25 protein-coding genes and 1 pseudogene are annotated in these 26014 nt (G+C 38.2%); 8 read left to right on the top strand and 18 right to left on the bottom strand.

Annotated features, from left to right (window positions below; all coding sequences use genetic code 11):
* Positions 1 to 71 precede the first annotated feature (71 nt).
* Both OLW01_RS17185 and OLW01_RS17180 read right to left on the bottom strand, forming a co-directional pair.
* Positions 72 to 251, bottom strand: a complete 180-nt coding sequence (locus OLW01_RS17185) for an antitermination protein NusB (RefSeq protein ID WP_268077262.1) — start codon at positions 249 to 251, stop codon at positions 72 to 74.
* Positions 252 to 687: 436 nt separating this feature from the next.
* Positions 688 to 1176: a hypothetical protein gene (locus tag OLW01_RS17180; RefSeq protein WP_251262110.1), complete on the bottom strand. Its 489-nt coding sequence runs from the start codon at positions 1174 to 1176 to the stop codon at positions 688 to 690.
* Positions 1177 to 1347: 171 nt separating this feature from the next.
* Between OLW01_RS17180 and OLW01_RS17175 the strand changes: the two genes are divergently transcribed.
* Positions 1348 to 2388 (top strand): IS110 family RNA-guided transposase, encoded by a 1041-nt coding sequence (locus tag OLW01_RS17175; RefSeq protein ID WP_268073878.1) that lies wholly within the window; start codon positions 1348 to 1350, stop codon positions 2386 to 2388.
* 578 nt (positions 2389 to 2966) lie between these two features.
* Here the strand turns inward: OLW01_RS17175 and OLW01_RS17170 are convergent.
* From OLW01_RS17170 to OLW01_RS17120, 11 genes and pseudogenes are all read right to left on the bottom strand, one after another.
* Complete coding sequence (locus OLW01_RS17170; RefSeq protein WP_268077261.1) at positions 2967 to 3254, bottom strand: hypothetical protein; 288 nt, start codon at positions 3252 to 3254, stop codon at positions 2967 to 2969.
* Between the two features lie 496 nt (positions 3255 to 3750).
* On the bottom strand, positions 3751 to 4188 hold the full coding sequence (locus tag OLW01_RS17165; RefSeq protein WP_268077260.1) for a DMP19 family protein: 438 nt from the start codon (positions 4186 to 4188) through the stop codon (positions 3751 to 3753).
* 76 nt (positions 4189 to 4264) lie between these two features.
* The gene (locus OLW01_RS17160) at positions 4265 to 4927 is read right to left on the bottom strand and encodes a hypothetical protein (RefSeq protein WP_268077259.1); all 663 of its coding nucleotides are present in this window, start codon (positions 4925 to 4927) and stop codon (positions 4265 to 4267) included.
* 535 nt (positions 4928 to 5462) lie between these two features.
* Entirely contained in the window at positions 5463 to 5900 is a 438-nt protein-coding gene (locus OLW01_RS17155) for a DMP19 family protein (RefSeq protein ID WP_268077258.1), read from the bottom strand.
* 102 nt (positions 5901 to 6002) lie between these two features.
* Complete coding sequence (locus OLW01_RS17150; RefSeq protein ID WP_268077257.1) at positions 6003 to 6587, bottom strand: class I SAM-dependent DNA methyltransferase; 585 nt, start codon at positions 6585 to 6587, stop codon at positions 6003 to 6005.
* Positions 6588 to 6715: 128 nt separating this feature from the next.
* On the bottom strand, positions 6716 to 7879 hold the full coding sequence (locus OLW01_RS17145; protein ID WP_268077256.1) for a hypothetical protein: 1164 nt from the start codon (positions 7877 to 7879) through the stop codon (positions 6716 to 6718).
* Between the two features lie 209 nt (positions 7880 to 8088).
* Positions 8089 to 8685: pseudogene (locus OLW01_RS17140) on the bottom strand (IS1595 family transposase); the annotation flags it as partial.
* A 12-nt stretch (positions 8686 to 8697) separates the two neighbouring features.
* Complete coding sequence (locus OLW01_RS17135; protein ID WP_268077255.1) at positions 8698 to 9063, bottom strand: IS1/IS1595 family N-terminal zinc-binding domain-containing protein; 366 nt, start codon at positions 9061 to 9063, stop codon at positions 8698 to 8700.
* A gap of 204 nt (positions 9064 to 9267) precedes the next feature.
* Positions 9268 to 10524 carry an NAD(P)/FAD-dependent oxidoreductase gene (locus OLW01_RS17130; RefSeq protein WP_268077254.1) on the bottom strand — a complete coding sequence of 419 codons (1257 nt, stop codon included), beginning with the start codon at positions 10522 to 10524 and terminating at the stop codon, positions 9268 to 9270.
* A 28-nt stretch (positions 10525 to 10552) separates the two neighbouring features.
* On the bottom strand, positions 10553 to 10861 hold the full coding sequence (locus OLW01_RS17125; RefSeq protein ID WP_268077253.1) for a 2Fe-2S iron-sulfur cluster-binding protein: 309 nt from the start codon (positions 10859 to 10861) through the stop codon (positions 10553 to 10555).
* A 23-nt stretch (positions 10862 to 10884) separates the two neighbouring features.
* Positions 10885 to 12036: a cytochrome P450 gene (locus OLW01_RS17120; RefSeq protein ID WP_268077252.1), complete on the bottom strand. Its 1152-nt coding sequence runs from the start codon at positions 12034 to 12036 to the stop codon at positions 10885 to 10887.
* Positions 12037 to 12631: 595 nt separating this feature from the next.
* Here OLW01_RS17120 and OLW01_RS17115 point away from each other — a divergent pair.
* The 7 genes from OLW01_RS17115 (at position 12632) to OLW01_RS17085 (ending at position 19518) form a co-directional block, all read left to right on the top strand.
* Positions 12632 to 13489 (top strand): carboxylate/amino acid/amine transporter, encoded by an 858-nt coding sequence (locus OLW01_RS17115; RefSeq protein ID WP_268077251.1) that lies wholly within the window; start codon positions 12632 to 12634, stop codon positions 13487 to 13489.
* Positions 13490 to 13712: 223 nt separating this feature from the next.
* On the top strand, positions 13713 to 16520 hold the full coding sequence (locus OLW01_RS17110; protein ID WP_268077250.1) for a monovalent cation/H+ antiporter subunit A: 2808 nt from the start codon (positions 13713 to 13715) through the stop codon (positions 16518 to 16520).
* Complete coding sequence (locus OLW01_RS17105; protein ID WP_268077249.1) at positions 16520 to 16870, top strand: Na+/H+ antiporter subunit C; 351 nt, start codon at positions 16520 to 16522, stop codon at positions 16868 to 16870. The genes OLW01_RS17110 and OLW01_RS17105 overlap by 1 nt, the downstream gene beginning before the upstream one ends.
* A gap of 2 nt (positions 16871 to 16872) precedes the next feature.
* The gene (locus tag OLW01_RS17100) at positions 16873 to 18393 is read left to right on the top strand and encodes a monovalent cation/H+ antiporter subunit D (protein ID WP_268077248.1); all 1521 of its coding nucleotides are present in this window, start codon (positions 16873 to 16875) and stop codon (positions 18391 to 18393) included.
* A complete protein-coding gene (locus OLW01_RS17095; protein ID WP_268077247.1) occupies positions 18390 to 18926 on the top strand; it encodes a Na+/H+ antiporter subunit E in 537 nt (178 codons plus the stop codon). The genes OLW01_RS17100 and OLW01_RS17095 overlap by 4 nt, the downstream gene beginning before the upstream one ends.
* Positions 18920 to 19189 (top strand): K+/H+ antiporter subunit F, encoded by a 270-nt coding sequence (locus OLW01_RS17090; protein ID WP_268077246.1) that lies wholly within the window; start codon positions 18920 to 18922, stop codon positions 19187 to 19189. The genes OLW01_RS17095 and OLW01_RS17090 overlap by 7 nt, the downstream gene beginning before the upstream one ends.
* Positions 19189 to 19518, top strand: coding sequence for a Na+/H+ antiporter subunit G (locus OLW01_RS17085; protein ID WP_268077245.1), 330 nt, complete (start codon positions 19189 to 19191; stop codon positions 19516 to 19518). Before OLW01_RS17090 ends, OLW01_RS17085 begins: the two co-directional genes overlap by 1 nt.
* A gap of 46 nt (positions 19519 to 19564) precedes the next feature.
* Here the strand turns inward: OLW01_RS17085 and OLW01_RS17080 are convergent, their stop codons facing one another.
* The 5 genes from OLW01_RS17080 to OLW01_RS17060 all read right to left on the bottom strand — a co-directional run bounded on the left by OLW01_RS17080 (position 19565) and on the right by OLW01_RS17060 (position 25998).
* Positions 19565 to 20671: an SGNH/GDSL hydrolase family protein gene (locus tag OLW01_RS17080; RefSeq protein WP_268077244.1), complete on the bottom strand. Its 1107-nt coding sequence runs from the start codon at positions 20669 to 20671 to the stop codon at positions 19565 to 19567.
* Between the two features lie 49 nt (positions 20672 to 20720).
* Positions 20721 to 20978, bottom strand: a complete 258-nt coding sequence (locus tag OLW01_RS17075; protein ID WP_268077243.1) for a Rho-binding antiterminator — start codon at positions 20976 to 20978, stop codon at positions 20721 to 20723.
* A 264-nt stretch (positions 20979 to 21242) separates the two neighbouring features.
* Positions 21243 to 22658, bottom strand: a complete 1416-nt coding sequence (locus tag OLW01_RS17070) for a 5-methyltetrahydrofolate--homocysteine methyltransferase (protein WP_268077242.1) — start codon at positions 22656 to 22658, stop codon at positions 21243 to 21245.
* A gap of 49 nt (positions 22659 to 22707) precedes the next feature.
* Positions 22708 to 25086, bottom strand: coding sequence for a TonB-dependent receptor (locus tag OLW01_RS17065; protein WP_268077241.1), 2379 nt, complete (start codon positions 25084 to 25086; stop codon positions 22708 to 22710).
* A gap of 294 nt (positions 25087 to 25380) precedes the next feature.
* Complete coding sequence (locus OLW01_RS17060; RefSeq protein ID WP_268077240.1) at positions 25381 to 25998, bottom strand: PEP-CTERM sorting domain-containing protein; 618 nt, start codon at positions 25996 to 25998, stop codon at positions 25381 to 25383.
* Positions 25999 to 26014: the final 16 nt, after the last annotated feature.

Here is a 26014-nt window from a genome sequence, read left to right as displayed (position 1 = left end):
CTTATGCCAACGGCTCAAAGAAACAGGCGCGCTGTTTGCGCGTCTGATTACTTTGTTTGTTAATAGTTGTTTTATAAAGATTTTAGATCTTCCATAACCAGAAGTAAGAATGTTGCAATTGGGCCCAATAGCATGGAAATTAGAAACCAATTTAAGCCTTTGCGACCTTTACCTTGCGCTAAACCTGCATTGATTAAAGCTAGAGTTCCCCAGCCAACGAAGTATGAGCCTGAACTTGAAATAGTTTCCATAATTTGAAATATCCTTAATGACTACGTCATGGTAGAACGACCCATTATTGAGCCGCCCCCATACAGATCCGGACGTGCGGAATTACCGCATCCGGCTCTTCATTAATATCATTGCCCGTGTAAAACACAAAGCCCCCTAATACCAATCTACTGCAATCAGCCGTTTGCTGACCCGAAGTGGTTTAATATGAAAATACTTTAACATATCTTTAAAGCCCCGCCAGTTAAAACTCAGCCTTTGATTGCGGCTATTTAACCTAGACTCGCCTTGAAAAAAGTCAGCCATGACGACAAACCGATTTATTTCCTTATATAAGCAGAACTCAACACCGGGCTTGTGACGTGCAAGGATGCACTAATGCCGTGACTGCAGGATGCAGAGAAACGGTCCAACAATAGGATTAAGTTGCGGCTTCGCGCAACATATCCTTATATATTATATTTTGTTTAACGCCTCACATAATTCAAAATAACTTCTATCTTCCGTTATTGACACTTCGCCGTCAGCGAAAACCTTTAATAATTTACTATTTGGAACATACTCTGTTCTACCATTGCAATTAACCTTATTAGGAGCGCCGTAATAAATATTAAACTCAAAATATTTAACACTTCCATCTTTATTTACCGCAGCATCTTTGATAATAAACTCAATATCTTTTACTTGAACTGATGTCTCTTTTTTTAAAGGTTCTATATTAGGAGTGAACCAACCATGTTTAGCCGTAGAAATCCGTAATTCTCGAATCCTTCTATCTGAATCAGTTGTTGGATAAAACTCTAATATAGTTTCACCAAAAGGATGAGGTATAGAAATTTCATAAGTGATTTTTTTAAGTGGCAACCATTTAAAATCTAGTTGAACACTTGCATTGAGCGCACCTGAAAAAGTAAATAAAAATATAAATAATGCTCGATTCATCATAAAAATATAACGCCCCGCTAATGGGCAAATAATAGTTGGTTAAAATAAGCGACGAAGGAGCAAAACCAACTGTTATTTGTCCTTTTGAGTGCCTTGATACTCATTGAGCCTCCTCTTTAGCCTGCCATAATTGGCTAAGCTAAAAAGCGCCAACTACAAGGAGAAAACTCAATGAATTTTTACAATAACATGCATCCCTATTACTGCGGAATAGATTTACACACCCGTTCTTTATATGTCTGCATTTTAGACCAAAATGGCAACAAAGTGCTACACAAAGAAATTAAAGCAACACCTGATAAACTACTTCAATTACTCGAACCTTACATTGGTAATATCGTGGTTGGCGTCGAATGTATGCACTGCTGGTATTGGGTATCTGATTTTTGTCAGGAGCATGGCATTGATTTTATTTTAGGCCATGCCCTTTACATGAAAGCCATTCATGGCGGGAAAGCTAAAAACGATAAAATTGATTCATTTAAAATTGCATCTTTGATTCGGGGTGGCACCTTTCCTTTAGCCTATGTCTACCCATCAAATATGCGCGCCACACGCGATTTATTACGTCGTCGAATGCGCATCATGCGTTTTGGTGCAGATTTAAAAGCGCATGTAAAAAATACGACTGGACAATACAATTTACCACCCAACAATTTAAACCTGCGCTATCCCAATGCTAGAGAACAAATGCGTGGCTTATTCGAGGATAAAACAATCCAAACCAATATCGATTTAGATTTAAATTTGATTAGTGATATCAATGCCCAACTGTCTAAAATCCAATGGTATATCGAAAAACAAGCCAAACAGCATAATCCGGTCGATTTCCATTTACTCAAATCCATTCCTGGTGTTGGTCAAATCCTTGCGCTAACAATTATTTATGAAATTGGGGATATTGCGCGTTTTGATTCCGTTCAAAAGTTTGCGTCTTATTGCCGATTAGTTAAATGCAAAGCTGAATCGGCTGGCAAATCTTACGGTACTCAAGGCAATAAAATTGGTAATCAGCACCTCAAGTGGGCTTTTTCTGAGGCGGCCGTTTTGTATTTGCGCGGCAATGAAAAAGCTCAAAAATATTTAGTTAAGTTACAAAAGAAAATGAGCAAAGCAAAAGCCTTATCTGCGCTGGCTCATAAGTTAGGACGCTGTGTCTATTTTATGCTTAAAAATAAAAAGGTATTCGATGAAACACGATTATTAGGTTAAGTCAGTCACGCAACCGGATGAGCTGAACGTCTAACTGGAAGCTTAAGCAGAAAACACACTAAATCCTGCGTTAATTCGTAACTAACCCATTAAATTAGGTTCATCAGGGTTTATGTTTCACCGCTAGCTAGCCTCTTGGCCTTGATTAGACATCCGGTTGGCGTGCATTTAATTTAATCAGCAAAATCGTTTACACCTTCTTTGAGCCTGCTACTAACTGGGTAATTTATTAAACCCGCCAACTTGAATAGTGCCATATGAAGGTTAACCGATGAATGTCTCGGCTTTGGCTTCCTGCGTCGCCCTACCTCCTAAATCCATTTAGTCGTAGTGCCCCTCTGTTTAACTTAACGGATTAAAACAAAACAGGCTTGTGGTGAGACCGCTATAAGAGAGCCTCTATATGTGTTTGCTGTAGGCGATTGTTACCTGACAGCCATTAATGACAGACGAAGTAGATCGTTTTGCTGATTAACTTGGATTCGACAACCGAAAAGTTGCCGAAAAGATCATTATTACCTATTGACCTCGGGGAGGCTCATATGTGACCTCGGGGAGGCTCATATGTGTTAGGTGAATTATTTACACTTATAAACCTTCATGTCTTTTATTTTAACATCAGAGGTATCATAAGTTTCATTTAATACTTTAGTAATAAACAAAAGCGTATCCCCACCTAAGCGATGCGTTTCATTTTTAAGATATTTAATCAAACCCAAAGTTTTTCTTCTGTTTGTTAAATCTATATTATTTATAAATTGGCAGCCAATTACTTGTTCTTTTGAGCGTACCAAATTAACTTCATCTTGAGGTGTTGCATTAGCATTACTAACTATTAGTAAACTCGAGATTAAAATCTTTCGCATATTCACCTAACTTCCAAATATGGGGCGCAAACACGTGTGCAATAATGGCGAAGCCGCGCACGTGTATGCGTCCCAGCGAGCGGCAGCGAGTGACATAATTTGTTTGTTATATGCCAGTTGCACTAATGAGGCCCACCGTATTGAATTACATAATAAAAATACACTAAAAAACTAGCTAGGGTAATTGTAGGTGCAAGAAATAAAGCCCATTTTTGTTTTGTACTGAAATTTAGAAACGATATTAATGCGATAGCTAAAACACCGATAAAAGCGAACGGCATAACGACTAGAGATGCAAAATACCCAAAAATGGCCGCAACGGTGTCGCCGGTATATACGAAGTGAAAATAACAAAGAATGTGAGTGATAAAACAGACAGTTAAGACAACTGCCCAAAACTTCCTTTTACTCATATTATTCCTTTGGCATATAACGCCCCAAGAAGGGGATTTTATGAGCGTTGTTCAGCGAGTAAAATTCCCGCTGACTTGGCTTGTTAGCAGGCATTGTTAATCACATACTTCTTAGCTTGTGCTTCCAAACCGCCATTTTCATCATATAGCTGATCAATGAAATCATCATCGAGCAAGTCAAGCTGCTCTTCAATATTGCTTAAAATACTAATTCGTTTCGACCGATTCCGTTCATAAACCTCACCAAATAGTTTCATCGCAATTTCTAACTTTTCCGCCATTTTGAGCATGCCTATGCTGCGCAACGCCAAAGCGGCCTCAGGTGCAATAACACCAGTCGAGTTTGCAAAAAACTGCGCTAATCCACCATTTAAGACTTCAGCTTGGCACCAATATAAAACATACATTTGGGCAGAGATCGGGGCTACAGACTCATATTGAAGCAGATACAATTCAGGCGAATCATAGAAGGTAATTGTATCAATATACGATTCTGAGAAAGGCCAATAGTTTTGATGCATATCTTTTACCTGCTAACGCCGCGCTCTGCGGAAATTTAGGAGCGCCAGCGAGTAAATTTTCCGTAGCAACGCCTTGTTAGGCATTTCCATTTTCGGTGTTAATGTTATTTTCCAACACCTTAGCGATCCTAGCTAAATTGCTATTCACCGCTTTTAACTGGTCGTTAGTCTTTAAGAAAATTGTATTGTTACGGCCTTTCATTGCATCTGCGAGGTCATAAGCAGGACTATTAGCTGAATGCATTCTTGCCATGTATTTTATGTCAAGAATAGAGATATCTTTGCCTTTCTTATTTCTCCGTAACGGTGTCCGATAATTATAGTTCGCAGTGACAGGGAGGTTTTCACCAAGTTGCGATGATAGCCCTCCATATTGACCAGCTTGATATCTCAATGATTTGCCAGAAACTAATACTGGAATGTTGATATCTAAAAATTCCGAAGGATCAACCTTATCGCTTTTTTCAATACCCCAACAACCTATTGGGATCGGTATGGAAAAACTCACATTTCTGGCAGTGCCACCACCGTAATTACAAATAACTAAATCTATTACACTTCCAGCATTGTTGCTTGGTTCGTAATGCGCTAGTACATTGGGCTTTGATTGCCTATAAATAGCCATATAAGCAACTGAAACTGCAAGAAATGTAATAAGAGGACTTATTATGTAAAACGCAACTTGAAAGTATGCGGGATCTTTAATCATGCTATGGATAACATTTGGATCTTCAATCATTTTCAAACTCCGATTACATTTGGTGCTTAACTTTTAAATAAGGGGCGCAGACGCGTAGGGCATAATGGCGAAGCCGCCCTGCGTGTTTGCGTCCCAGCCCGCGCAGCGGGCGAGCTTAATTTTTTTGTTATAAGACATGTTACTTAAAACCCTGAATAGTGCCATTGGTGCCAACAATTAGGCATATGCTACCATAATATAAGCAATCATCTTTTATGAATGGTCGAGAGCCATAAATATCCAGTGGAACAGTATTATCAACTTCGTTGACGCTTTTACCTATGAGCTGCGCATTTGTTAGAACGAACAGTTGCTCCGATATTTTAGTTTGGGTTTCTAGGCTTGCTTTCATGTAAGTTAAAGAGACACCGTTATCCAAACTCTGATACAACCAAAACACGTTGGTTAGCAGGAGTAATATTGAAAGGATACTGATAACAACCTTGTTCACTGAGTTTCCTTTGTCTTATAACGCCCCAAGCAGGGGATTTTATGAGCGTTGTTCAGCGAGTAAAATTCCCGCTGACTTGGCTTGTTAGCAGGCATTGTTAATCACATACTTCTTAGCTTGTGCTTCCAAACCGCCATTTTCATCATATAGCTGATCAATGAAATCATCATCGAGCAAGTCAAGCTGCTCTTCAATATTGCTTAAAATACTAATTCGTTTCGACCGATTCCGTTCATAAACCTCACCAAATAGTTTCATCGCAATTTCTAACTTTTCCGCCATTTTGAGCATGCCTATGCTGCGCAACGCCAAAGCGGCCTCAGGTGCAATAACACCAGTCGAGTTTGCAAAAAACTGCGCTAATCCACCATTTAAGACTTCAGCTTGGCACCAATATAAAACATACATTTGGGCAGAGATCGGGTCTACAGACTCATATTGAAGCAGATACAATTCAGGCGAATCATAGAAGGTAATTGTATCAATATACGATTCTGAGAAAGGCCAATAGTTTTGATGCATATCTTTTACCTGCTAACGCCCTGTTAATGGGCAAAATATAGTTGGCAAAAATGTTGAGGAACGAAAACAGCCAACTGTATTTTGTCCTTGTTAAACAAATTGTTAGGCATTTTTACCAATAGCCATTAAAACAGGCATATTACCTTTTGAACTACTCATTATGAAAGGACTATTAACTCTAGTATTCACAAAACCACTTGCTACAAATGCCTGTTTTACCCTTTTCTCCGATAACCCCATACCCGATGAATCATCATTTGAAAGCCAATCCCATTGTACAAACACCCCATCTTCTTTTATTAGGGATTTTAATAAACTCAAAGTTGCTTCATAGTCTGGTAGAAAACCACAAACAGATGATGCAACAATTAGATCAAATTTGTTTTCAAACTCAGGAAGGGCTTGAACTAACTCTTTTGATAGATAGCCAGATATAGACGATACATTATTTAGCGCCTTTTTATCCAAATGCTTTATCATTTCTGAAGATGGATCGATCGCAACAACACTTTTAACTGTTGGGCTCATAAGTTGAGTTAATGCTCCCGTACCACAGCCAAAATCAAGAACAGTTAAACCATTAATATCAATGTTTTCTAAAAGCTCTGAAAATGCATTTTTTGCATATTCTTCAACGGTAGGATCTACATCCCAGTTTTCAGCATACTCATCCCACTCGTTACTCAAAATACTCTCCAAAAGTTCATAGTTTATCTAAATGCCTAACGCCGTGTTAAGCGGCAAATAATGGTTGGCTATAATTAGCGAAGAATGAGCGCAAGCCAACCTTTATGCGTCCGCCCTTAAACACCTTGTTATGCATCTTTAAATACGGCTCTAAAATCCACCATATGATCAGGAAACAATATACCGACTCTGCCTGTTTTATGATTAAAACCAAGCTGTCCTTTATCCATTATGATCTCTATTTGCTCTCTTATCTCGGGCTTTAGTTTACTTAAGATATATTCGATAAAGTTAGCAACAACCTCTCTATCACTTTTTATCCCATCATATTTAACACTTTTCAAAGATACGCCGATCGATTTATCCCAAAAATCCTCATATTGGAGAAATAGAGGAACATTTTTATTAAAAAACACATCACCAATGGATAGCTTATTAACCTCCACATTCCCATGAAGTAAATCATTTCTATCGTTCATTAAAGTGTGAAAGTTACCACATTCAGATGACGAGTAATCAATAGCTGATTCAAATCCTATACAGTTAATATGTAAAGACTGAATTCGTATATCAATAGCTTGCCTGATAGTTGATTGAAAAAGTCTATAGTTTGACTTTATATCCGGCCTGCAGAGTATAAAAAGTACTAAATTAACAAATGATTCTGCCAGTACCGGAAGCATCGAACGTAAACCAAATGTCAAACCAACTGCATAGCTATATTTATCTGACGCTGCAGAAAGTCTATCTCCATATGTTTTCCATTCTTCTTCAGTCGTAGGGTGTGGAACTTTGTCTTTTATCGGATCTAAGGCAAGGTCATTTAACTTCTCAAAATGTTGATTTACAGCAGATTCTATACGTTTATAAGGGTTAACAAATTGTGTCCATTTTTCTAAATTTTTTCTAAGTTCAGATATTTTCTTTCCGTGATTACCAATGTCTGATTTTATTTGAGAAATAAAGTCTTCTATTGAAATATTTTTATCTTTGAAATGCCCCATCAGGTGAACTTCACTGCGAAAGTTTTGGCCTTGAATCATAGTAATTCCATGCTCACCTGCAAGCGCCCACTCCCAATGAATTAAGTTATCGGAGTCATCTGAGCGCAGAAGACTTTGGATTCCGTTAGGAGGGCCATATTTAGCGTATAAATAACAATATAGGTCTATAGGCTTTAACTCGTTTTTAAACTCCCACATCATTCCTTCTTTAGGGAGTTTGTCACCTTGTAATATCTTCATTAGGCACGATGGAGATATTGCTTCTTGATTAATAAAGTAGTCTTCCATTCATACTCCGATTTGGACTAGATGCATAACAATTTTATAGTGCGCGCGTCGCGCATATTTCTGCCGATGTCACGCTCATGTATTAATAAATCTATTTTTAACAAATAACGTAATGCATTGCCAACTATAATTTTTTATTGACGCTAAAGAGATTCAGAAAAAAGAAAGTGCGCTCGTCGCTCATTTTCTTGAATATGGGAGCACAACAACTAAACTGTATATTTATGGCTGTGTTCCAGTTGTGTGTTGTTAATCCTCGTCATTAACGCGTAATCAACCCAACTTAATTGATTGACCTGATCCATTTGTCGAAACCAAGCAATATAATTTTCTAAATATTCTGTGCTTACACCATGAAATTGTACTAACCAAGATTTGAAACGCATTGTCCAATTGTTGATGGTTTGGATATGGTAAACCCCGTCTTTAACTCGTTCATTGTCTAGACCTATTAGGCGCTTATGTTCAACTTCAAAGTCCAAGTGTTGAACAATTGATACGTAACTTAAATTACCATCTGTGCAAAATACACTTTCTGGCTTCAACACCTTTTTTACGACTGATTCTAATTGCTCTTTAGTGTTGCCTTCTAATACTTGATGCGTAACATGACCTTGCCTATCTAAAGCAAGGAAAATAGGCACTTTCGGTGCGCTACCTCCCCCTCGTTTTCGTGATTCTCGATGCTGGATCTGCTTTTTTCCTTTGTAGGATTCATTGATAAAAGTTTCATCGGCTTCCACAATACCAGCTAGTGCTCTTTGTCGGTCTTGTTTAGGTTTAGTCAATAATTTGTGGCGCCATTTCCAAACTGTTTTTTAATTGATACCTAACTCACGTGCTGCTTGTCTGAGTTTTGTAGTACACCACATCCCATCAGAATATTGTTGCCACTTTTCTTCTAATCGCATACCACAAAGTGAGGCACCGGTTAGTGTGCTAAACGTTGATTTGCAAGCTTTACATTTGAACCGTTGGTGACCCTTTGCAGTACAACCATAACGAATGAAAAGCTTGCTTTCACAGTGCGGACAATGACTAATTTGCTCTTCTCGATCAGATATAACTTGCCCTGTATGGCTTGTTGAGATTAAGCTTTCAACTTTATGGCGTAAACGCTTAAGCTCTTTATAGCTGAGGGAATTGAGGTTGGTGTTAACAGCATTAAAACTCTGAGTGCTCATAATTAGCTCCAGAAAATCTAAGCGTAGATTAATTATAGTTCAATTAACAACACTCAACTGGAACACAGCCAATTTTACACAGCTTTAATTGCGAGGAGTAAAAATCATATCTAACATCATAACCAGTAGCCAAGCAGTAAATGCTCAGTCGCTGGTTATGGTGTTAGTTATGATTTACTTCAATGAATCCATAATATAAATTATTTAGCTAGCTAATAGGTTGGCAGGTTTTAATTCTACTTCAATATCTTTGATTTTGGCTTTATCTAGCTTTTCACCGCTTTTAATAAACTTGGTGCCTAGTACATAAGCTTTTGCATAATTTACTGCGTCTACTGCCAACAAAGTATCATCGTTAAAATACCAAACCGAGAATTTATGTGTATCGCTATCTTCCGTACGAATTAAAATCTCATTATAACCAGTTGATAAACCAACCATTTGCAATTTAACATCGTATTGATCAGACCAAAACCATGGAATAGTATCGTAAGTGGGTGCTTTGCCACAAATAGCGGCTGCTGCAACTTTAGCTTGATCAACCGCATTTTGAACCGATTCTAAACGAATATTGCGATCATAGTGTGGATTATGATGGAATGAGCAATCCCCTATCGCATAAATATTTTCATCACTAGTGCAAGCTGTTTGATCAACTCGAATGCCATTTTCAATCTCTAAACCAGCATCTTCAGCTAATTCCAAATTAACTCGAATACCAACCCCAACAATAATAATATCTGCTGGGTATTCACTACCATCAGAACAAACGACACGATTTGATGCTTGAGCCGTTTCAATAGAAATCACATTTTTGCCTGTAAATACATCCACTTTGTGCTGCGCATGTAAATTCTGGAAAAATTCAGACATTTCTGGTGCTGTTACTCTGGCTAAAATTCGAGGTTCCCGCTCTAATACGGTGACGTCAGCGCCCAATTTTTTCATTGATGCTGCAGTTTCTAAGCCAATATAACCGCCGCCAATAATGACCACTCTTTGTTGGGGAAGACGATTAAATGCAGCGCGAATATGATCAACATCTGCCGCCGTGCGTAGCGGATATAAATTATTTGCTTGTTCAATCCCTTGAATGGGCGGCATTAATGGACGTGCGCCCGTTGCTATGACTAATTTATCATAAGGTTGGAAGCTACCGTCATCTAAAGTAATGGTTTTTTCAGTACGGTTAATGGCTGCAACTTTTACCCCTAAGTTTAAGCTGATGTTTTCTTTTTCATATGCCTGCACCGATTTTAATGCATTGTTTTCAATACTATCTGAGCTGGTTAAATAAGCTTTAGATAGTGGCGGCCTGTGATATGGCAGCGCTGGATCGGCATCAAATAAGATAATATCGCCCGACCAACCTGATTTACGCAGGTTAAACGCTAAATTTACCCCGCCATGGCTTGCGCCTATGACGACGCAGATTTGATTATCTTTCGCTTGTTCAGACATAATTTATCAACTCACTTATTAAAATAGATTATTGTGCAACTCGTAAAATGACACCATCTAACTCGTCACTTACATCAAGCTGACAACATAAACGGCTGAATTCGTTCGCATTATCATCAAGCTCTAGCATGTCTTTTTCAATTTCGCTGGCTTCACCTGTTTGCGAGACAAATTCTGGGTCAACGTGCACATGACAAGTAGCACACGAGCAAACACCGCCGCAATCGCCATCAATCCCAGCGATATTATTTTGTACTGCTAGCTCCATTACTGAGCCAGAATCGCCTTCAACTGTTATGTTTTCATCATTGGTTGTAATAAATGTAATTTTAGCCATGGTAAACCTCTGTATTTCTGTTCTTAATTAAATTTAACGTTAAGGCTGTCGTAGCCTACTTTGCGCTGGAATTGATCTAAATCTTCAATGTTTTCTTCGCACTCTAAAATGTCAATTGAAGATACTTTTTCAGCTAAAGTTTTTAATAAAATATTCATAATTTGACGAGCATGAGTCGCACCCAAACAATTGTGGTGGCTAAAGCCAAAGCTCACATGAGGGTTAATTTTACGATCCAATACCACTTCGTTTGGCTTGTCGAATACGCCCGCATCACGGTTAGCTGATGCCCAACATAAAGAAACTCTTGAATCTGCTTTTTTAGCGTGTTCACATACTTGCGTATCTTCAGTAACCACACGGCCCATGTGCGTTAGCGGAGCAAAATAACGAATTAACTCTTCAACTGCTTTCCCCGTAATTTCCGGTTCAGCTTTTAATCTGGCTAAAGACTCTGGGTGTTCAGCAAAATAAGCAATTGAGTTAGTGACCGCATTAATGACTGTATCTCGTCCACCCGCAAAAGTTAAAATCATGACGCCTTTAACTTCTTCTTTCGTTAATTTTTTGCCGTTTACTTCAGATGCTAATAACACTGAGTATAAATCATCACCCGGTTTTTCAATCGCACGATCGATCTGCTTATCAATATAATCGTATAAAATATTCGCTTTATCGCCGTCAAGTGCCACCCCTTCACTTCTAAATACATGGGTGCCCCAACCTATCCAAACTTCTGCTTCTTCATATGGAATGTTTAACAACAAAGTAAGTGCTCTTGATTGCAAACGTAGCGAAAACTCTTCAACGACTTCAACTGAATCAAGCTTAAGCATTTCATCCACTATTTCATTAATTTGTTGCTTTAATTGGGCTTGATATTCCGCTTCTAGTGGGCGCTTAAACCAAGGTTCAAGAATTTTTCGATAATCGCCATGCATAGGTGGATCGACTTCAAATGGAATTTGGCGAGTGTCTCTAATATTAACTTCAGAGGGAACAACAATACGTCCGGGCGTTGCACCTGATTGGAAAGTTTTCCAATTATGAGCGGTTTTACGAACGTCCTTTAATCGCAATAACATAGTAACGGGATCATCTTGATCATTCATCTCGCCGTAGCCTTTTTCTACACGCGCTTGTTCGAACGGATCTGGAAATTCACTCTTTTTCATCTTGTTTAACTCACTTTGCCTAATTCTAGCGGGTTCGCAAAAAAACACATTTGCTTAAATGTATAACAAATGGTTAACGATTGAAGTTAGTATAGGGGCTTAGGGAGCTTAAAAATAGTCGAATGACGGCTAAAAAATAGTATATATTTGTCATAAATTAGCCTAAATAGACGAATTTAAGCTAAATATGTCTATTTAATATCATATTTTAGTGATTCGACTCTGTTTTAATTTAATTTTATAAATTGCCTAATTTAACCTCAAGCCGGGTTAACGTGTATTCTAACTAATTGAATTATTTAACCTTATCGCTCTACATGCTTTCTAACGAGAATTTTTTGCGTGTGCAAGGCAAATTCATGCGTCAATAGTCTCGACTTTAGTTCCAACCACACTCTACCTCCCCGTTTGTCGGATTGTATTGCAACTGAATTTAACGCAGTTCTCGTGAAAAAAGGCCGTTTGCAACCTATTCGTTAAACCGAGTTGAGGTTAATTCAAAAAACGCTCAACAGCTGAAACAATCTGGACTGGTAATTAGGTCATTTTGCCTTCAAAATAACAGGTACATTTTTTTATAAAACGATCTCTTACCTTGATTTATTTATTATTCACGACCCTTTTATGGGCTTTTTCATTTAGTTTAATTGGTGTGTATTTAGCTGGAGAAGTCGACCCTTGGTTTTCAGTATGGACTCGAATTTCTCTCGCCTGTGCGATTTTCATTCCTTTTTTAAGATTACGTACACTTAACATAAAGCTCAGCATAAGTTTAATGCTAATTGGCGCGATTCAATTAGGGGCTATGTACGGGTTTTATTACCACTCATTTTTATACCTTAGCGTACCTGAGGTACTCTTATTTACCGTAATGACGCCTTTATATGTCACTTTATTAAACGATTTAATTGAGCGCCGATTTAACCCTACTTTTTTCTTGTCGGCTTCACTTGCAATTTTAGGTGCCGTTGCTATCCGCTTTGATGGTATTAACCAAGGCTTCATTACCGGTTTTTTCATTGTGCAAGCTGCTAATTTATGTTTTGCGAGCGGCCAAGTAGGTTATAAAAAATTAATTGAAACACACTCTGGTATTAATCAACATCAGATTTTTGGCTGTTTTTTTATTGGCGCCTTTTTAGTTGCTAGCGTTTGTTTATGGCTCTTTGGCAATTTTGAAAAGCTTCCCAGCACATCTACCCAATGGGGAATTCTTATTTATTTGGGGTTAATTGCATCTGGTTTAGGCTATTTTGCTTGGAATAAAGGGGCCACTTTGGTTAATGTTGGCATATTGGCGGTCATGAATAATTTACTGATCCCCGCTGGTATTATTGTTAATGTGCTCATTTGGAATAGAGATGCTGATATTGGGCGATTAGCCATTGGTGGATTAATCATTAGTTTGGCACTATGGGTTAATCAATATTTATTAAAGTCAGCTAAAAAATAGCCAACTCATAATAAAGTCGATTGATTGTCATAATTTACTTATTTAATATGCGCTCAAGTTATTTACATATATAGTGTAGCAAGCTATTTTTAGTTTATGTTCATCATTCGTATCAAGCTAAATAAATAGACATTTCAATAGCTAATACGTGATAATATAAGCATATTATCTCGCTGATGTGAGCATTGTTTTGAAACATTATAATAACATGGATTAATAATATATGGCGTTATTTTGGATCCCTATCCTGACCATCTTGGGCAGTTTGATCTCCTCGCTAACCGCTAAGTTAAGTCGAAATCAAGCGGTTGCTTTAACGCTGATAGCGCCAGTTGCTGCGCTATCACTTTGCTTTTATCATGTTCCTGCGGTATTTAACGGTGAAACCGTTTATAGCCATATTAGTTGGCTTGACGAACTCAATATCCACCTCAGTTTCCGTTTAGATGGCTTAGCTTTTTTATTCGCGCTATTAATTTTGGGCATAGGTTGCTTAGTTATTTTTTACGCGCGTTATTATTTAAGCGAAAAAGACTCATTAGCTAAGCTATACGCTTACTTAATGCTGTTTATGACAGCCATGATAGGTATAGTGCTTTCTAACAACTTGATTCAACTATGGTTTTTTTGGGAATTAACCAGTATAAGTTCGTTTTTATTAATCAGTTATTGGTCAGCAAAAGCCGAAGCCCGTAAAGGTGCGTTAATGGCGCTATCGGTTACGGGTGCTGGCGGCTTAGCGCTGCTAGCAGGCTTAATGCTTTTAGGTAATATTGTTGGCAGTTATCAACTAGACGATGTACTGGCAGCCGGAGCGTTAATTAAACAAAGCCAATGGTATGAAGTCGCTTTAGTACTCATTTTAATTGGTGCTTTTACTAAGTCGGCGCAATTCCCATTTCATTTTTGGCTGCCGCATGCCATGTCAGCACCAACACCTGTGAGTGCTTATTTACATTCTGCCACAATGGTAAAAGCAGGCATTTTTTTACTGGCTCGTTTTTATCCGGCTTTAGCGGGTACTGAACTTTGGTTTATCTTAGTCAGTTTAACCGGCTTAGCAACTTTACTTTTGGGTGCTTATGTTGCGCTGTTTAAACACGACCTAAAAGGCTTATTGGCTTATTCAACTATTAGTCATTTAGGTTTAATTACCTTGTTATTAGGTTTAGATACCGAACTGGCAACCGTTGCCGCGATTTTTCATATTATTAACCATGCTACTTTTAAAGCATCACTCTTTATGGCAACGGGGATTATTGATCATGAAACCGGCACCCGAGATATGCGTAAACTCAATGGCATGTGGAAATTTATGCCCTATACCGCAACACTCGCGATGGTAGCTGCTTCAGCAATGGCTGGGGTGCCTTTACTCAATGGTTTTTTGTCTAAAGAAATGTTTTTTGCAGAAACCCTACACTCACAATTGCTTGGTTCTATGTCGTGGTTAATTCCTGTGCTTGCAACTATTGCTGGCGCTTTATCTGTGGCTTATTCGGCGCGTTTTATACACGATGTATTTTTTAATGGTGAGCCAGTTAATTTACCCAAAACGCCACACGAAGCACCGCGCTATATGCGTGTTCCCATTGAAATACTTGTCGCCTTATGCTTATTGGTGGGCATGTTTCCAAACTTTATTGTGGATGGGTTATTACAAGTTGCTTCTCAAGCGGTGTTAACTAACAACACACCTGTATTTGAAATCGCCATCTGGCATGGCTTTAACTTACCGTTGTTAATGAGTGGCGTGGCCGTTTTTGGTGGCTTATTTATTTACACTCAACGCCGGTTTTTATTCCAATTTCAGGCTTCGTTGCCAAGTCTCAGTGCAAAACTTCTGTTTGAGCAAGCTTTATATAAGCTCATAAAATGGAGCCAAGCGCGAATCAACCAATTTGAAAACGGCTCATTACAGCGCTATACCATTTTGTTAATTATTGTGGTTTTAGTGTGTGCCGGGGCGCCTTTATTTGAAATGCAACAACTGGTAGGTCAAAACGAACCGCACCCTATCGATATGTTTAACGCCGTTGGTACAAGTTTATTAATTGCTGGCGCACTCGCTACCGTTATTTGGCACCGTCAACGAATGATCGCGCTATTAATGATTTCTGTCGTTGGTTTAATGGTATCAGTTGCATTTACGCGATTTTCAGCGCCCGACCTCGCGCTAACTCAGTTAAGCGTTGAAGTCGTTACTATTGTTCTATTAATGTTGGCATTGTTCTTTTTACCTCAACGAACGCCCAAAGAGTCTAGCTCTATTAGAGTCTTACGAGATTTATTTATCGCTTCGGCTTGCGGTGTTGTTATTGCGAGTATTTGCTATGCCATTATTACGCGTCCACTTGAATCTATTTCAGACTTTTTTATTGCTAATGCGAAAACTGGCGGCGGTGGCACTAACGTGGTTAATGTTATTTTAGTAGATTTTAGAGGGTTTGATACACTCGGTGAAATTACCGTATTAGGGATTGCTGCATTAGGGATTTATAAATTATTAGTGAATTTACCTTTATTTATGCCTGCAACCGATCATGAAGGTCGGAAATGGGCAAAAGAAAAATACCCTTTACTACTAGCAACCATTTCGCAAACTTTATTACCGTTAGCTTTATTGGTGTCTGCCTTTATTTTTATACGAGGGCATAACATGCCTGGGGGTGGTTTTATTGCCGGTTTGGTTACCGCGACTGCCTTTATTTTACAATATATTGCGCATGGCTCTAATTGGATCGCCGAACGACTCGCAATTAACTATCGAAAAATTATCGCAATCGGTATTTTAATTGCCTGTATTTGCGGCTTTGGTAGCTTGTTTTTCGGTAAACCATTTTTAACAAGCTGGTTTGAATATTTTGATATTCCTTTTGTTGGTAAAACTGAATTAGCAAGTGCCATGATATTTGATTTAGGGGTTTACGTTACTGTTGTTGGCGCAACCATGATGATTTTGGCCAGCCTTGGAAAGCTAACTACAAATGACTCAGCGGTTGTCGAACCAAAACAAAAAGGAAACAGCTAATGGAATTGTTATATTCAATTTGTGTTGGGGTATTAGTCGCCTGTGGTATTTTTTTAATATTAAGAGCACGAAGCTTTCCCATTGTACTTGGGCTAACGATGTTATCGTATGCGGTTAATTTATTTTTGTTTGCATCCGGCCGGTTATGGATAAATAAAGCCGCTATTTTAAGCAATAGTACTGAATACGCAGATCCACTGCCGCAAGCCTTGGTGTTAACTGCCATTGTGATTGGTTTTGCAATGACTGCTTTTGCGGTTATTTTAGCGATTCGAGCCCGTGCCGATTTAGGTAATGATTATGTCAACAGCCAAGAACAGCCGGCTTTAAAAACAGGTAAGAGAAACTAACCATGCAGCACTTAGTCGTTTTTCTCATTTTATTTCCGCTTATTAGCGCGCTATTTTTGTTATTACCCCCGTGTGGTAAAAACGTAGCAATTCGTCGTATTTCTGCCTGTTGCTTATCACTTATTACGTTAGCTATTAGCCTGATTGTATTGTGCCAAGTAATTGCTCAGGGGCCAATAAGCTATGCTATAGGCAACTGGCAAGCGCCTTTTGGTATTGTCTTGTTGGCTGATCAATTGGCTGTAATTTTAACCAGTTTAACGGCGTTTTTAACCTGTTGTTGCGTATTATACAGCTGCGCCGGAGATGATAATAAAGGTAACTTTTTTCATCCTTTAGTTCAGTTTTTAATGATGGGTGTAAATGGCGCGTTTTTAACAGGCGATATTTTTAATTTATTTGTATTTTTTGAAGTATTACTAATAGCTTCATATGCGCTGCTAATGCATGCTGGCGACAAACAAAATACCCGCGCAGCCTTGCATTATGTGGTGATTAACTTGATAGGTTCTGCAATATTTTTAATTGCTCTGGGCACCTTATACGGTGTCGTTGGCAGCCTAAATATGGTAGACATGGCCAATAAAATAAGCCAACTTACCGGCGATGATGTTTATATTGCTAAAATTGGGGGCTCACTTTTATTAATCGTATTTGCGTTGAAAGCTGCCTTGCTACCGCTTCATTTATGGTTGCCTAATACATATTCAACGGCTATGCCTGTGATTGCCGCATTATTCGCGATTATGACTAAGGTTGGGATTTACTCTTTATTACGCGTTTATAATTTATTATTTGCCGAAAATAGCGGCCAGCTAGCAGCCATGGGACAAAATGTAATTTGGATTGCGGCTTTAGCCACTATAGTAGTTGGCGCTATTGGCGTTTTAGCCAGTCAAAATATGCGCAAATTAGTGTCTAATTTAGTATTAGTTTCTGTTGGTACGTTGGCCGCATTAGTCAGCTTGCAACAGGTTAATGCAACCGCAGCTGCCATTTATTATTTAGTCCACTCAACACTTGTCTGTGCAGCACTCTTTTTATTAGTTGATTTAATTGCACGCCAGCGCGGAAAAGTTGCAGACAGAATTACAACAGGTCGCGCCATTAACCAACCGTTTATTTTAGGTTTTGGTTTTTTTATTGCCGCATTATCGGTAATCGGTATGCCCCCTTTGTCTGGTTTTGTCGGAAAAATTTGGATACTAAAAACAACTTACGAACATCAAGCTTATCAATCGTTTTGGCCTGTTTACCTTACCGCTAGCTTAATTTTATTAATTGCGATTACCCGAGCTGGTTCAATTGTATTTTGGCAAAATAAAAACTCGCCAACAGATAAAGCTGATGTCAACAATGCTAAAGCCGTTCATCCTGCTCAATTAGTTGCCACTTATGCATTAGTATTGGCATCCCCTTTAATGGTTATATTTGCCAAACCGCTTACTAAATTTTGTCAGGATGCTGCTATGCAATTGCATAATATTCAACTATTAACCCAAACAGTTGGAGGCTTATCATGAATCGAGCAACCGCTTTAAAAATATTTCCAGCGCCTGCGACCAGTTTATTATTGCTTTTGGTTTGGCTATTACTCAACAATAGTGTATCTGTTGGTCATTTAATTTTAGGTAGCGTACTGGCATTTGTGATCCCTTTGCTCACTGAGCCTTTTCGAGATGAACACGCATTTGTTAATAAGCCTTTGTTAGCACTCAAGCAGTTGTTAACTGTGCTGTACGATATTATTACGGCTAATGTCCAAGTCGCTATTTTAATTTTAGGACCTAATAAAAAATTGCGTCCAGCTTTTGTAAAAGTGCCGTTAGATATGACCGAAGCTTTGCCTATTACTCTACTTGCGAGCACGGTCTCATTAACCCCAGGTACGGTCAGTGCAGAAGTTTACCCTGTTACTGAAAATCATATTGATAATGCTAACCTTGAGCAAAAATACTTATTGATACATGTATTAGATTTAAAAAATGAAAATGAGTTAATTCAGGAAATTAAGCAACGTTACGAAGCCCCGCTAAAGGAGATATTCCAATGTTAGGCACAGTGATTATTATTGTATTTGCAATGCTAGGCGTCGCCTTGCTGCTCAACGTATGGCGCTTAATTAAAGGTCCGTCTATTCCTGATCGTATTTTGGCACTTGATACTATGTACATTAATACTATAGCGGTAATTGTTTTATATGGTGTGCATAACGATACCAGTTTGTATTTTGAAGCCGCGCTATTAATTGCCATGCTAGGATTTGTTAGCACAGTGGCTTTATGTAAATATTTATTAAGAGGCGATTTGATAGAATAATGATATACGAATGGATAATTTCAATTTTATTATTAATTGGCGGCAGTTTAATTTTAATCGGCTCCGTTGGTTTAGTCAAAATGCCTGACTTTTTTATGCGTTTGCATGGCCCAACTAAAGCCACCACTTTAGGAATGGCTTGTATACTAATTGCAGGCATGGTTTATTTTTCAGTGACCCATGGAGACTTTAGTTTTAAAGAAATTTTAATCTCGGTATTTTTACTAATTACTGCGCCTATTAGTGGTTATATGTTAATTAAATCAGCAATTCATCATAATTTAAAAGCTGAAGCTCGAACTAAAGGGTTAAACAATATTGAAAAATAACCCAAAGGGTTTTGGGTTATTTTGAGCCAGCTTGCTGTCGGATATATCACCACTGCATTAAAGATTTAATTTTAGTTGTGAGTTTATCTGCATTTTTAATATGTTGCGCCACTCTTGGATGGCCTTGAAACCCATTAAAATCAAATGTGATAAAGGCTATATTTGAAGTTTTGTTAGCTTGATTAAGTTCATTTACAGCGGTTTTAATATATCTAATCCAATGTTTTCGACTTGGTTTAGTTGCATCCATACTACCCAACGCTGATATAAATTGTGCGTTTGGATAATGCGTTTTTAAATTAATCATAAAAGATTTATAAGCATTAATAATATCGCGTTCGCTAGGTTCAGGTTGTAATCGTTTTTCGTTATCAATTAACCAGCTATCATTCTGACCTAAATTAACTACCACAACATCGGGTTGCCATTGGCTAAAGTCCCACTGTGTATCATTATTACCCGATGCAGATATTTGCTGATAATATTCGGGCATAATAAAGTCAAACCAACTGACCATAAAGCCAATTCCACTTAATGAAACTGTATGAAATTGAGCATTTAAATTACGAGCTGTAATCGCAGCGTAGGACCAGTAATGATTCTTTTCAGACACTAAATCGTCTTTACCATTATTCGCGCCTTCATTACCCATGCCTGAAGTAATTGAATCACCAAAAAAGGCAATTTTACGTGAAAGCGCTTGTGGTGGGGATAATATTTTTGCTTTATCTGCTAATTTTAATCCCAAAAATTGTGTGCCACCCTCATGCCCTTCTGTGCGTTTAAAAATTTCAATTTGGGTTATTTTTTGATTTTTCCCCGACAATAAATAACTTAAATCATATTCATGCAAACCAGCTTTGAGCTCAATCACAGCTGGGAATTGGTCTTGGCCATCAACAATCACATTAAAATAATTTTTACCGTTTTCATCATCCATTATCAGTACCAGTTTATCACCAGAAATATTGGCTTTAACACTGGTCCCTGGCCACGATAATACTGGTTTTTTTGGCTCAGAATATTCAACCCGGCCAGTATATAAAAAACGTTCGTTATCGGCTGAAATAAGCTGCAGTGCATAACTGGTACTCATGCCATAAAATTGAATAAAGGCTAAAATAAAATAGCTCAATAACTTTATGTTTTTCATTGTTACTCTCTTTTATCTAATTATTTTTATTTGTTTCATCTAAAAACGGCTAAAATTGAATACTAAAATTATGAGCCGCGTTATTATTAACAGCCTCGAGCTTCTTAATTTTTGATAAATCAATCAATTTAGTTTGTCCGGCATGCTTTAATTTTAGCATTTCGCATTGATGCTTTGAATCAAAGATTAGATCTAGCGCATAGCCAACTTCAATTTGGCTATTTTCTAAAGTGAGCTGAATAAAGGATTGTCGCATACACACAATTTCAAAATAATCATATTGATCACAACTAATACGAATTGGCACTTGTATACTCCAACTAAAATGATAACTAACCTCAACTCGGGCTAAAGCGTATTTTAACTAATATAGTAATATACTCTAAGCAAAAATGAGTAATTTGAAAAAACATGATATGACGTATGTTGCTAACGCTTAATTTTATTTATTACTGCTGGCGTGGGCAAATTAAAATAAAAGATAAGGATATTAGATAAGCCCACAAACTAATACACTGGCTGCGGATTAGTTTGTGGGTGAAATGACTTATGAGTATAAACTCAATTTATATTAATGGTCGTGGTCATGATCTTCATCGTGATCTTCTTCGTGCTCATGTTCATCTTCTTTAATGCCTAACCATGTAACAGAAGCTGGCATATAGTTTAACTCAATATCAGAAACCGTTTCTGCAGTCTCTATATCAATCGTTAATATGTGCTTGCTAATTGGATCGGCAATATATACCAAAGGCTCATTTTGCGAAATACTCATTTTAAACGACAAATCTTCTGGCATATCAGCAACATCTTCTTCCGAGATATCAATTTGCTTTTCAAATTCCCAATGTTGCTCACCATCATGATTATGAGCAGATAATAGGGTTAAATAACCTTGATTATCTAATATCAAAAAGTGTTCGCCATCTGCTGAAAATGAATACGCAGTTGGTTGAGCACCTGTCACTGGCTGCCAATCTATTTCTTCCATTGAATTTCCAACTGGGTCAATATTCAAAACAATAGCAGCCCCACCACCATGAGAAGAAGCAATGCCGATAAAATTATTAACATCATGATGCCCATATAGAGTGCCAACGCGCACACCATCTAAAACGTCAATGTTCGCAACCTTAGCTGAACTAGGGTCATTTTCATTGAATTGCGTAATTAATACCCCATCACTACAGCCAAATGCTTGATAAGCTTCATTTTGTGCCGCGCCATGTAAATCAGGGCAAGTGAGTTCAAAAACGTGTTCTTGCTCATATTCGCCATCATGCAAATGATAAAGACCAACTTGATCCGGTAGAACTTTATTAGCAGAGGTACTTAATGAATCATCACGACGTATGGTTGCTATCAGATGTTCGCCGTTTGGCTCGGCCACACCATGCATACTAAAACCATAGGTTAGTTCAGCTAGCGTTTCTGTTTCATTCGCAATACCTGAATCGCTCAATACCTGAACTGACGAATTTTCGCCTGTTTCTGAATTACCATCATAAAATACCGCAAGTTTGCCGTCATGCTTAACCAAATGCGTTGGCCGGCTACCGTTTAATTTATAAGTTGTAAGTGCAGGGTCTTGCTTATATCCGTGCAAATGCTCACCATGGTCTTCTTGCCATAAACCGCCATCAATAAACTCTATTTGATCTTGGCCACGGCTATTAATCACCGCATAACGAAAACCAGCAGAAGATGATAAAGAGGATGAAGCGTATGTTAGTGCAAAATTATCCAATAGACTGTTGTCGTCTAGATCATAGATGTATGTCTGATTAGCATCAGCCGACAAAACTGCCAAACGGCCTGCACTTTCAATTTCGTAGCCATCTCCGTGATCGTGCTCGTCATCATGGTCATGATCATCACCAGACTCTATTGAATCCTGTTGTACTATTGTGGTTTCTGCATCACCACAGGCTGATAAGAGTAAAGCACTGATAGTCGCTGCCAATAAATTTAAATGCATTTTGTTCATGCTGTTAATCCTTGTTTAACAATTAATTTATGAAAATAAGATGATAAGGTTAAAAATAACCACGGACCCCTACACTCACGTCTCGTCCGGGACGCGGCGCTAAATCCTTAAGAAAAGAGGTATGAACTCTGGCGTCAGTATCGGTTAAATTTTTTACTTTTAGATATAACTGAGTATCTAAATTAAATAACGATAAATCATATGAGACATTTGCATCTACCAAGGTATAGCCATCGGTTGATGGCTCATAGTTTGAAATTTTGTCTTGCTCTTGATAACGGGTAATATCCAGTTGGGCATTCCAGTGTTCATTTTGATAACTAAACTGAGTACCTAATCGTAAGGGTGGGATCCGTGGCAAATTGCCGCCGTCTTGCAGTTTCGCTCTCACATAATCTGAAAATAAGCTGGCTTTAAATTCATCATTAACCTGCCATGCAATTTGAGTTTCAAAACCTTGCAGTATCACATCTTCAGTTTGAAGCGCATAAACAGGTAGCTCAGATGCATGCTCATCGTGCGCCTCATGATTATGCGCATCGTCAGACTCTTCGCTGTGATCATGTGATACTTCTGCAAACAAACCAGTCGCGCTTTGATAATAATAATTATCAACTTGATTATAAAAAGCGTTAAACACAAAACCAATATCACCTTGTGTTTTACGCAACGTAAAATCAACATTATGTGCAGTTTCTAATTCGATTGCATGATGATTTAGCTCGAATTCAGCTTCTTCACCCGATGTTGTTAAATCAAATAAAGCACCCACTTCATATGATCGCGTTCCAATATGCGGACCAAAAGATAATAGCTCTGCGGCTGATGGCGCTCTTTGTGAACGAGAGAGCGATAACCCCATATTATAATTAGGCATAAAGTCCCATACGACCCCCGCAGAAAAACTCATTGGTGTAAATTTATGCTCAACTGAGTAAACTTGCGTATGGCCTGTGTCTTCAGCATGATCGTCATGATCATGACTGTCTTCATCCTCAATTTCATCAGCATGAGCATGGGTCAACAACTCAGGCAATAATACTTGCTTTGCGCTCAATTCAACTTGCTCTATTCGCGCACCTAATTGAAATAAAACATTGTCAATGTGTTTTTCTTCCATAAAAGCAATGGCAAATGTTTCTGATGTAGAAGGTGGTGTGAATGCTTCCGAACCCTGTGCAGAAAACTCACTGTGTTTATAGTGAAAACTAACACCACCGCGCCAATCATAAAATGGATTATGATGCAGCTCTGCTTGTAACTCTTCAGAAGAACTTTCGAATATTGTGCCTACATTGCCGTTTTCTATTTCAGCATGCTCATAATCACTACTTGAAGCTCGAATATTGAGCTGGTTAAATATAGGATTGGTTAAATCTAGTTCTGCTAAAAACTGAATACGGGTCTGGTCTAAATCTGCAAATACATTTTCTGCTTCATCTTCATCACCATGACTATGACCCGGAATACCGTATTCTCGATTAAATTGCTCAACTGAAATACCAACATGACCATTGTCCAACAGGTAACTAGTGCCTAAAGTTAAACCATTCGATTCTTCCGCACTATTTTCTACTGTGCCATCCGGTATTTCATAATCATCAGCTTCACGCCAATATCCATCCGCATAAAAAGCAACAGAATCAAAACCCGTCGTGGCATTAAATGAAGCTAATTTTTTTGAATTAACGGAGCTGGTTTCAAGTTGCCACTCACCACGCGTTTCATTGTCAGAAGGAACCCGTCCATCAACCACGTTCACTACACCACCAATTGCACCGCTTCCATAAAATAGCGTGGCCGGCCCACGTAAAACTTCAATTTGTTTAGCGGTTGAAGCTTCGCTTGAGACTGAATGATCTGGGCCCACACGCGATACATCACCTACATCTAAACCATTTTGCGCAATAAGAACACGCGGCCCACTCAAACCTCGAATAATAGGTGTACTAGCCACATTGCCATGAAAATTGGTATTAACACCTGCCAATTTTTCTAAACTGTCACCTAAGGTTGCGGCTTGTTGCCGTCTTAAAGTTTCGCCTGCGATTACATTCACCGGAATGGCCGATTCCATGACAGACATATGCAATGGCGAAGCGACTACGTCAATCACTTCAATAGGTGAACGTTTTAGTTTAACCATATGATCGGTTAAACCACTTTCGGGTACATAAACGTGCTGATGAAAATGCGCAAACCCATTTGCAACCACATGTAGTTTATTTTCTCCGGCTGCTAAATTGGCTATTTTAAATTCACCATTTTGATTGGTTTTAGCCAGTAAACTTGTACCTTCAATTTTAATACTCGCATTGCTTACAGGCTGCCCCTGCTGATTCACAATAGTGCCGCTTATTTGCTGAGCTGCCGCCATAACCGGGAGCAAACCAGCAATTAAAACAGCTAGCTTATTTTTTTTGTACATCCGAGCCTCTACGTAATGTTATACAGTAACAACAGTTTCAGTTATGTTATATTGTAACAATACCTAAAGCAAGAGCTGAACAAAGCTTTATGCCAAATAAAAACAAGCAGAGGAGCAGAAAGGTATATTTGAATAATATTTATACAAATAAAAAGTAGAAAAGGGAGTTAAAGTGACCCAATAAATAAATTGTTTAAGGTTGTCATCTATTTAATAAGATTAGAGCTAGGTAAGGTATGCCATCATCCTTGATGGTTAAGTACAAAAAATTAAATCGGGCTTTAGTTCAACGGTTCAATTTTTAACTCGTTGAAAGCCAATTAAAATCAAGCCCAACAAAATGAAAGCAATTGTACTAGGTTCAGGCACACTGATTGAAACATCTGGTCGTGGAAATTGATCTGGGTCTAAAAAATCAATATCAGGGCCAGTCGAACCATCAGAAAACCCATATATATCTAAATAATTAAATGTTAAATTCAATTGCCCTTCTTCTAAAGCAATGAACTCGAGGCTGAATAAATTATAATATGTTTCTGTACCGGTAAAAGCCGAATCAATACCAAAATAATACAAACTGCCAAACACATTGCCAATATTGTTATCCGGAAATACCTCCAACCAGGCATCACTACTGTTTACCAGACTTAAATAAGGCTGCGCTAGGTTAAACTGCTCAAAACTGACTGTATCCGGGTTAAAATTGAAGTCGAAATCAAATTCAGAAATATCAGAAACGGTCTCACTGCCATCAAATTGATAACTAATATCTAAAACTATGCTATCACCTGCCGAATAATTACTTTGGGCCGGACTCATAATAAGTCCAGCATAAGTGTTAAAGCTAAATAATAAACTGGCTAAAATTACAGAAACTGCTTTTGTTGTATTAGTTAGATTAATTATATTCATTTTTTTCTCATTTTAG

The sequence above is a fragment of the Catenovulum adriaticum genome (assembly GCF_026725475.1).
In the GTDB taxonomy this organism is placed as follows: domain Bacteria; phylum Pseudomonadota; class Gammaproteobacteria; order Enterobacterales; family Alteromonadaceae; genus Catenovulum; species Catenovulum adriaticum.
This window is presented reverse-complemented; position numbering and strand designations above follow the sequence as displayed.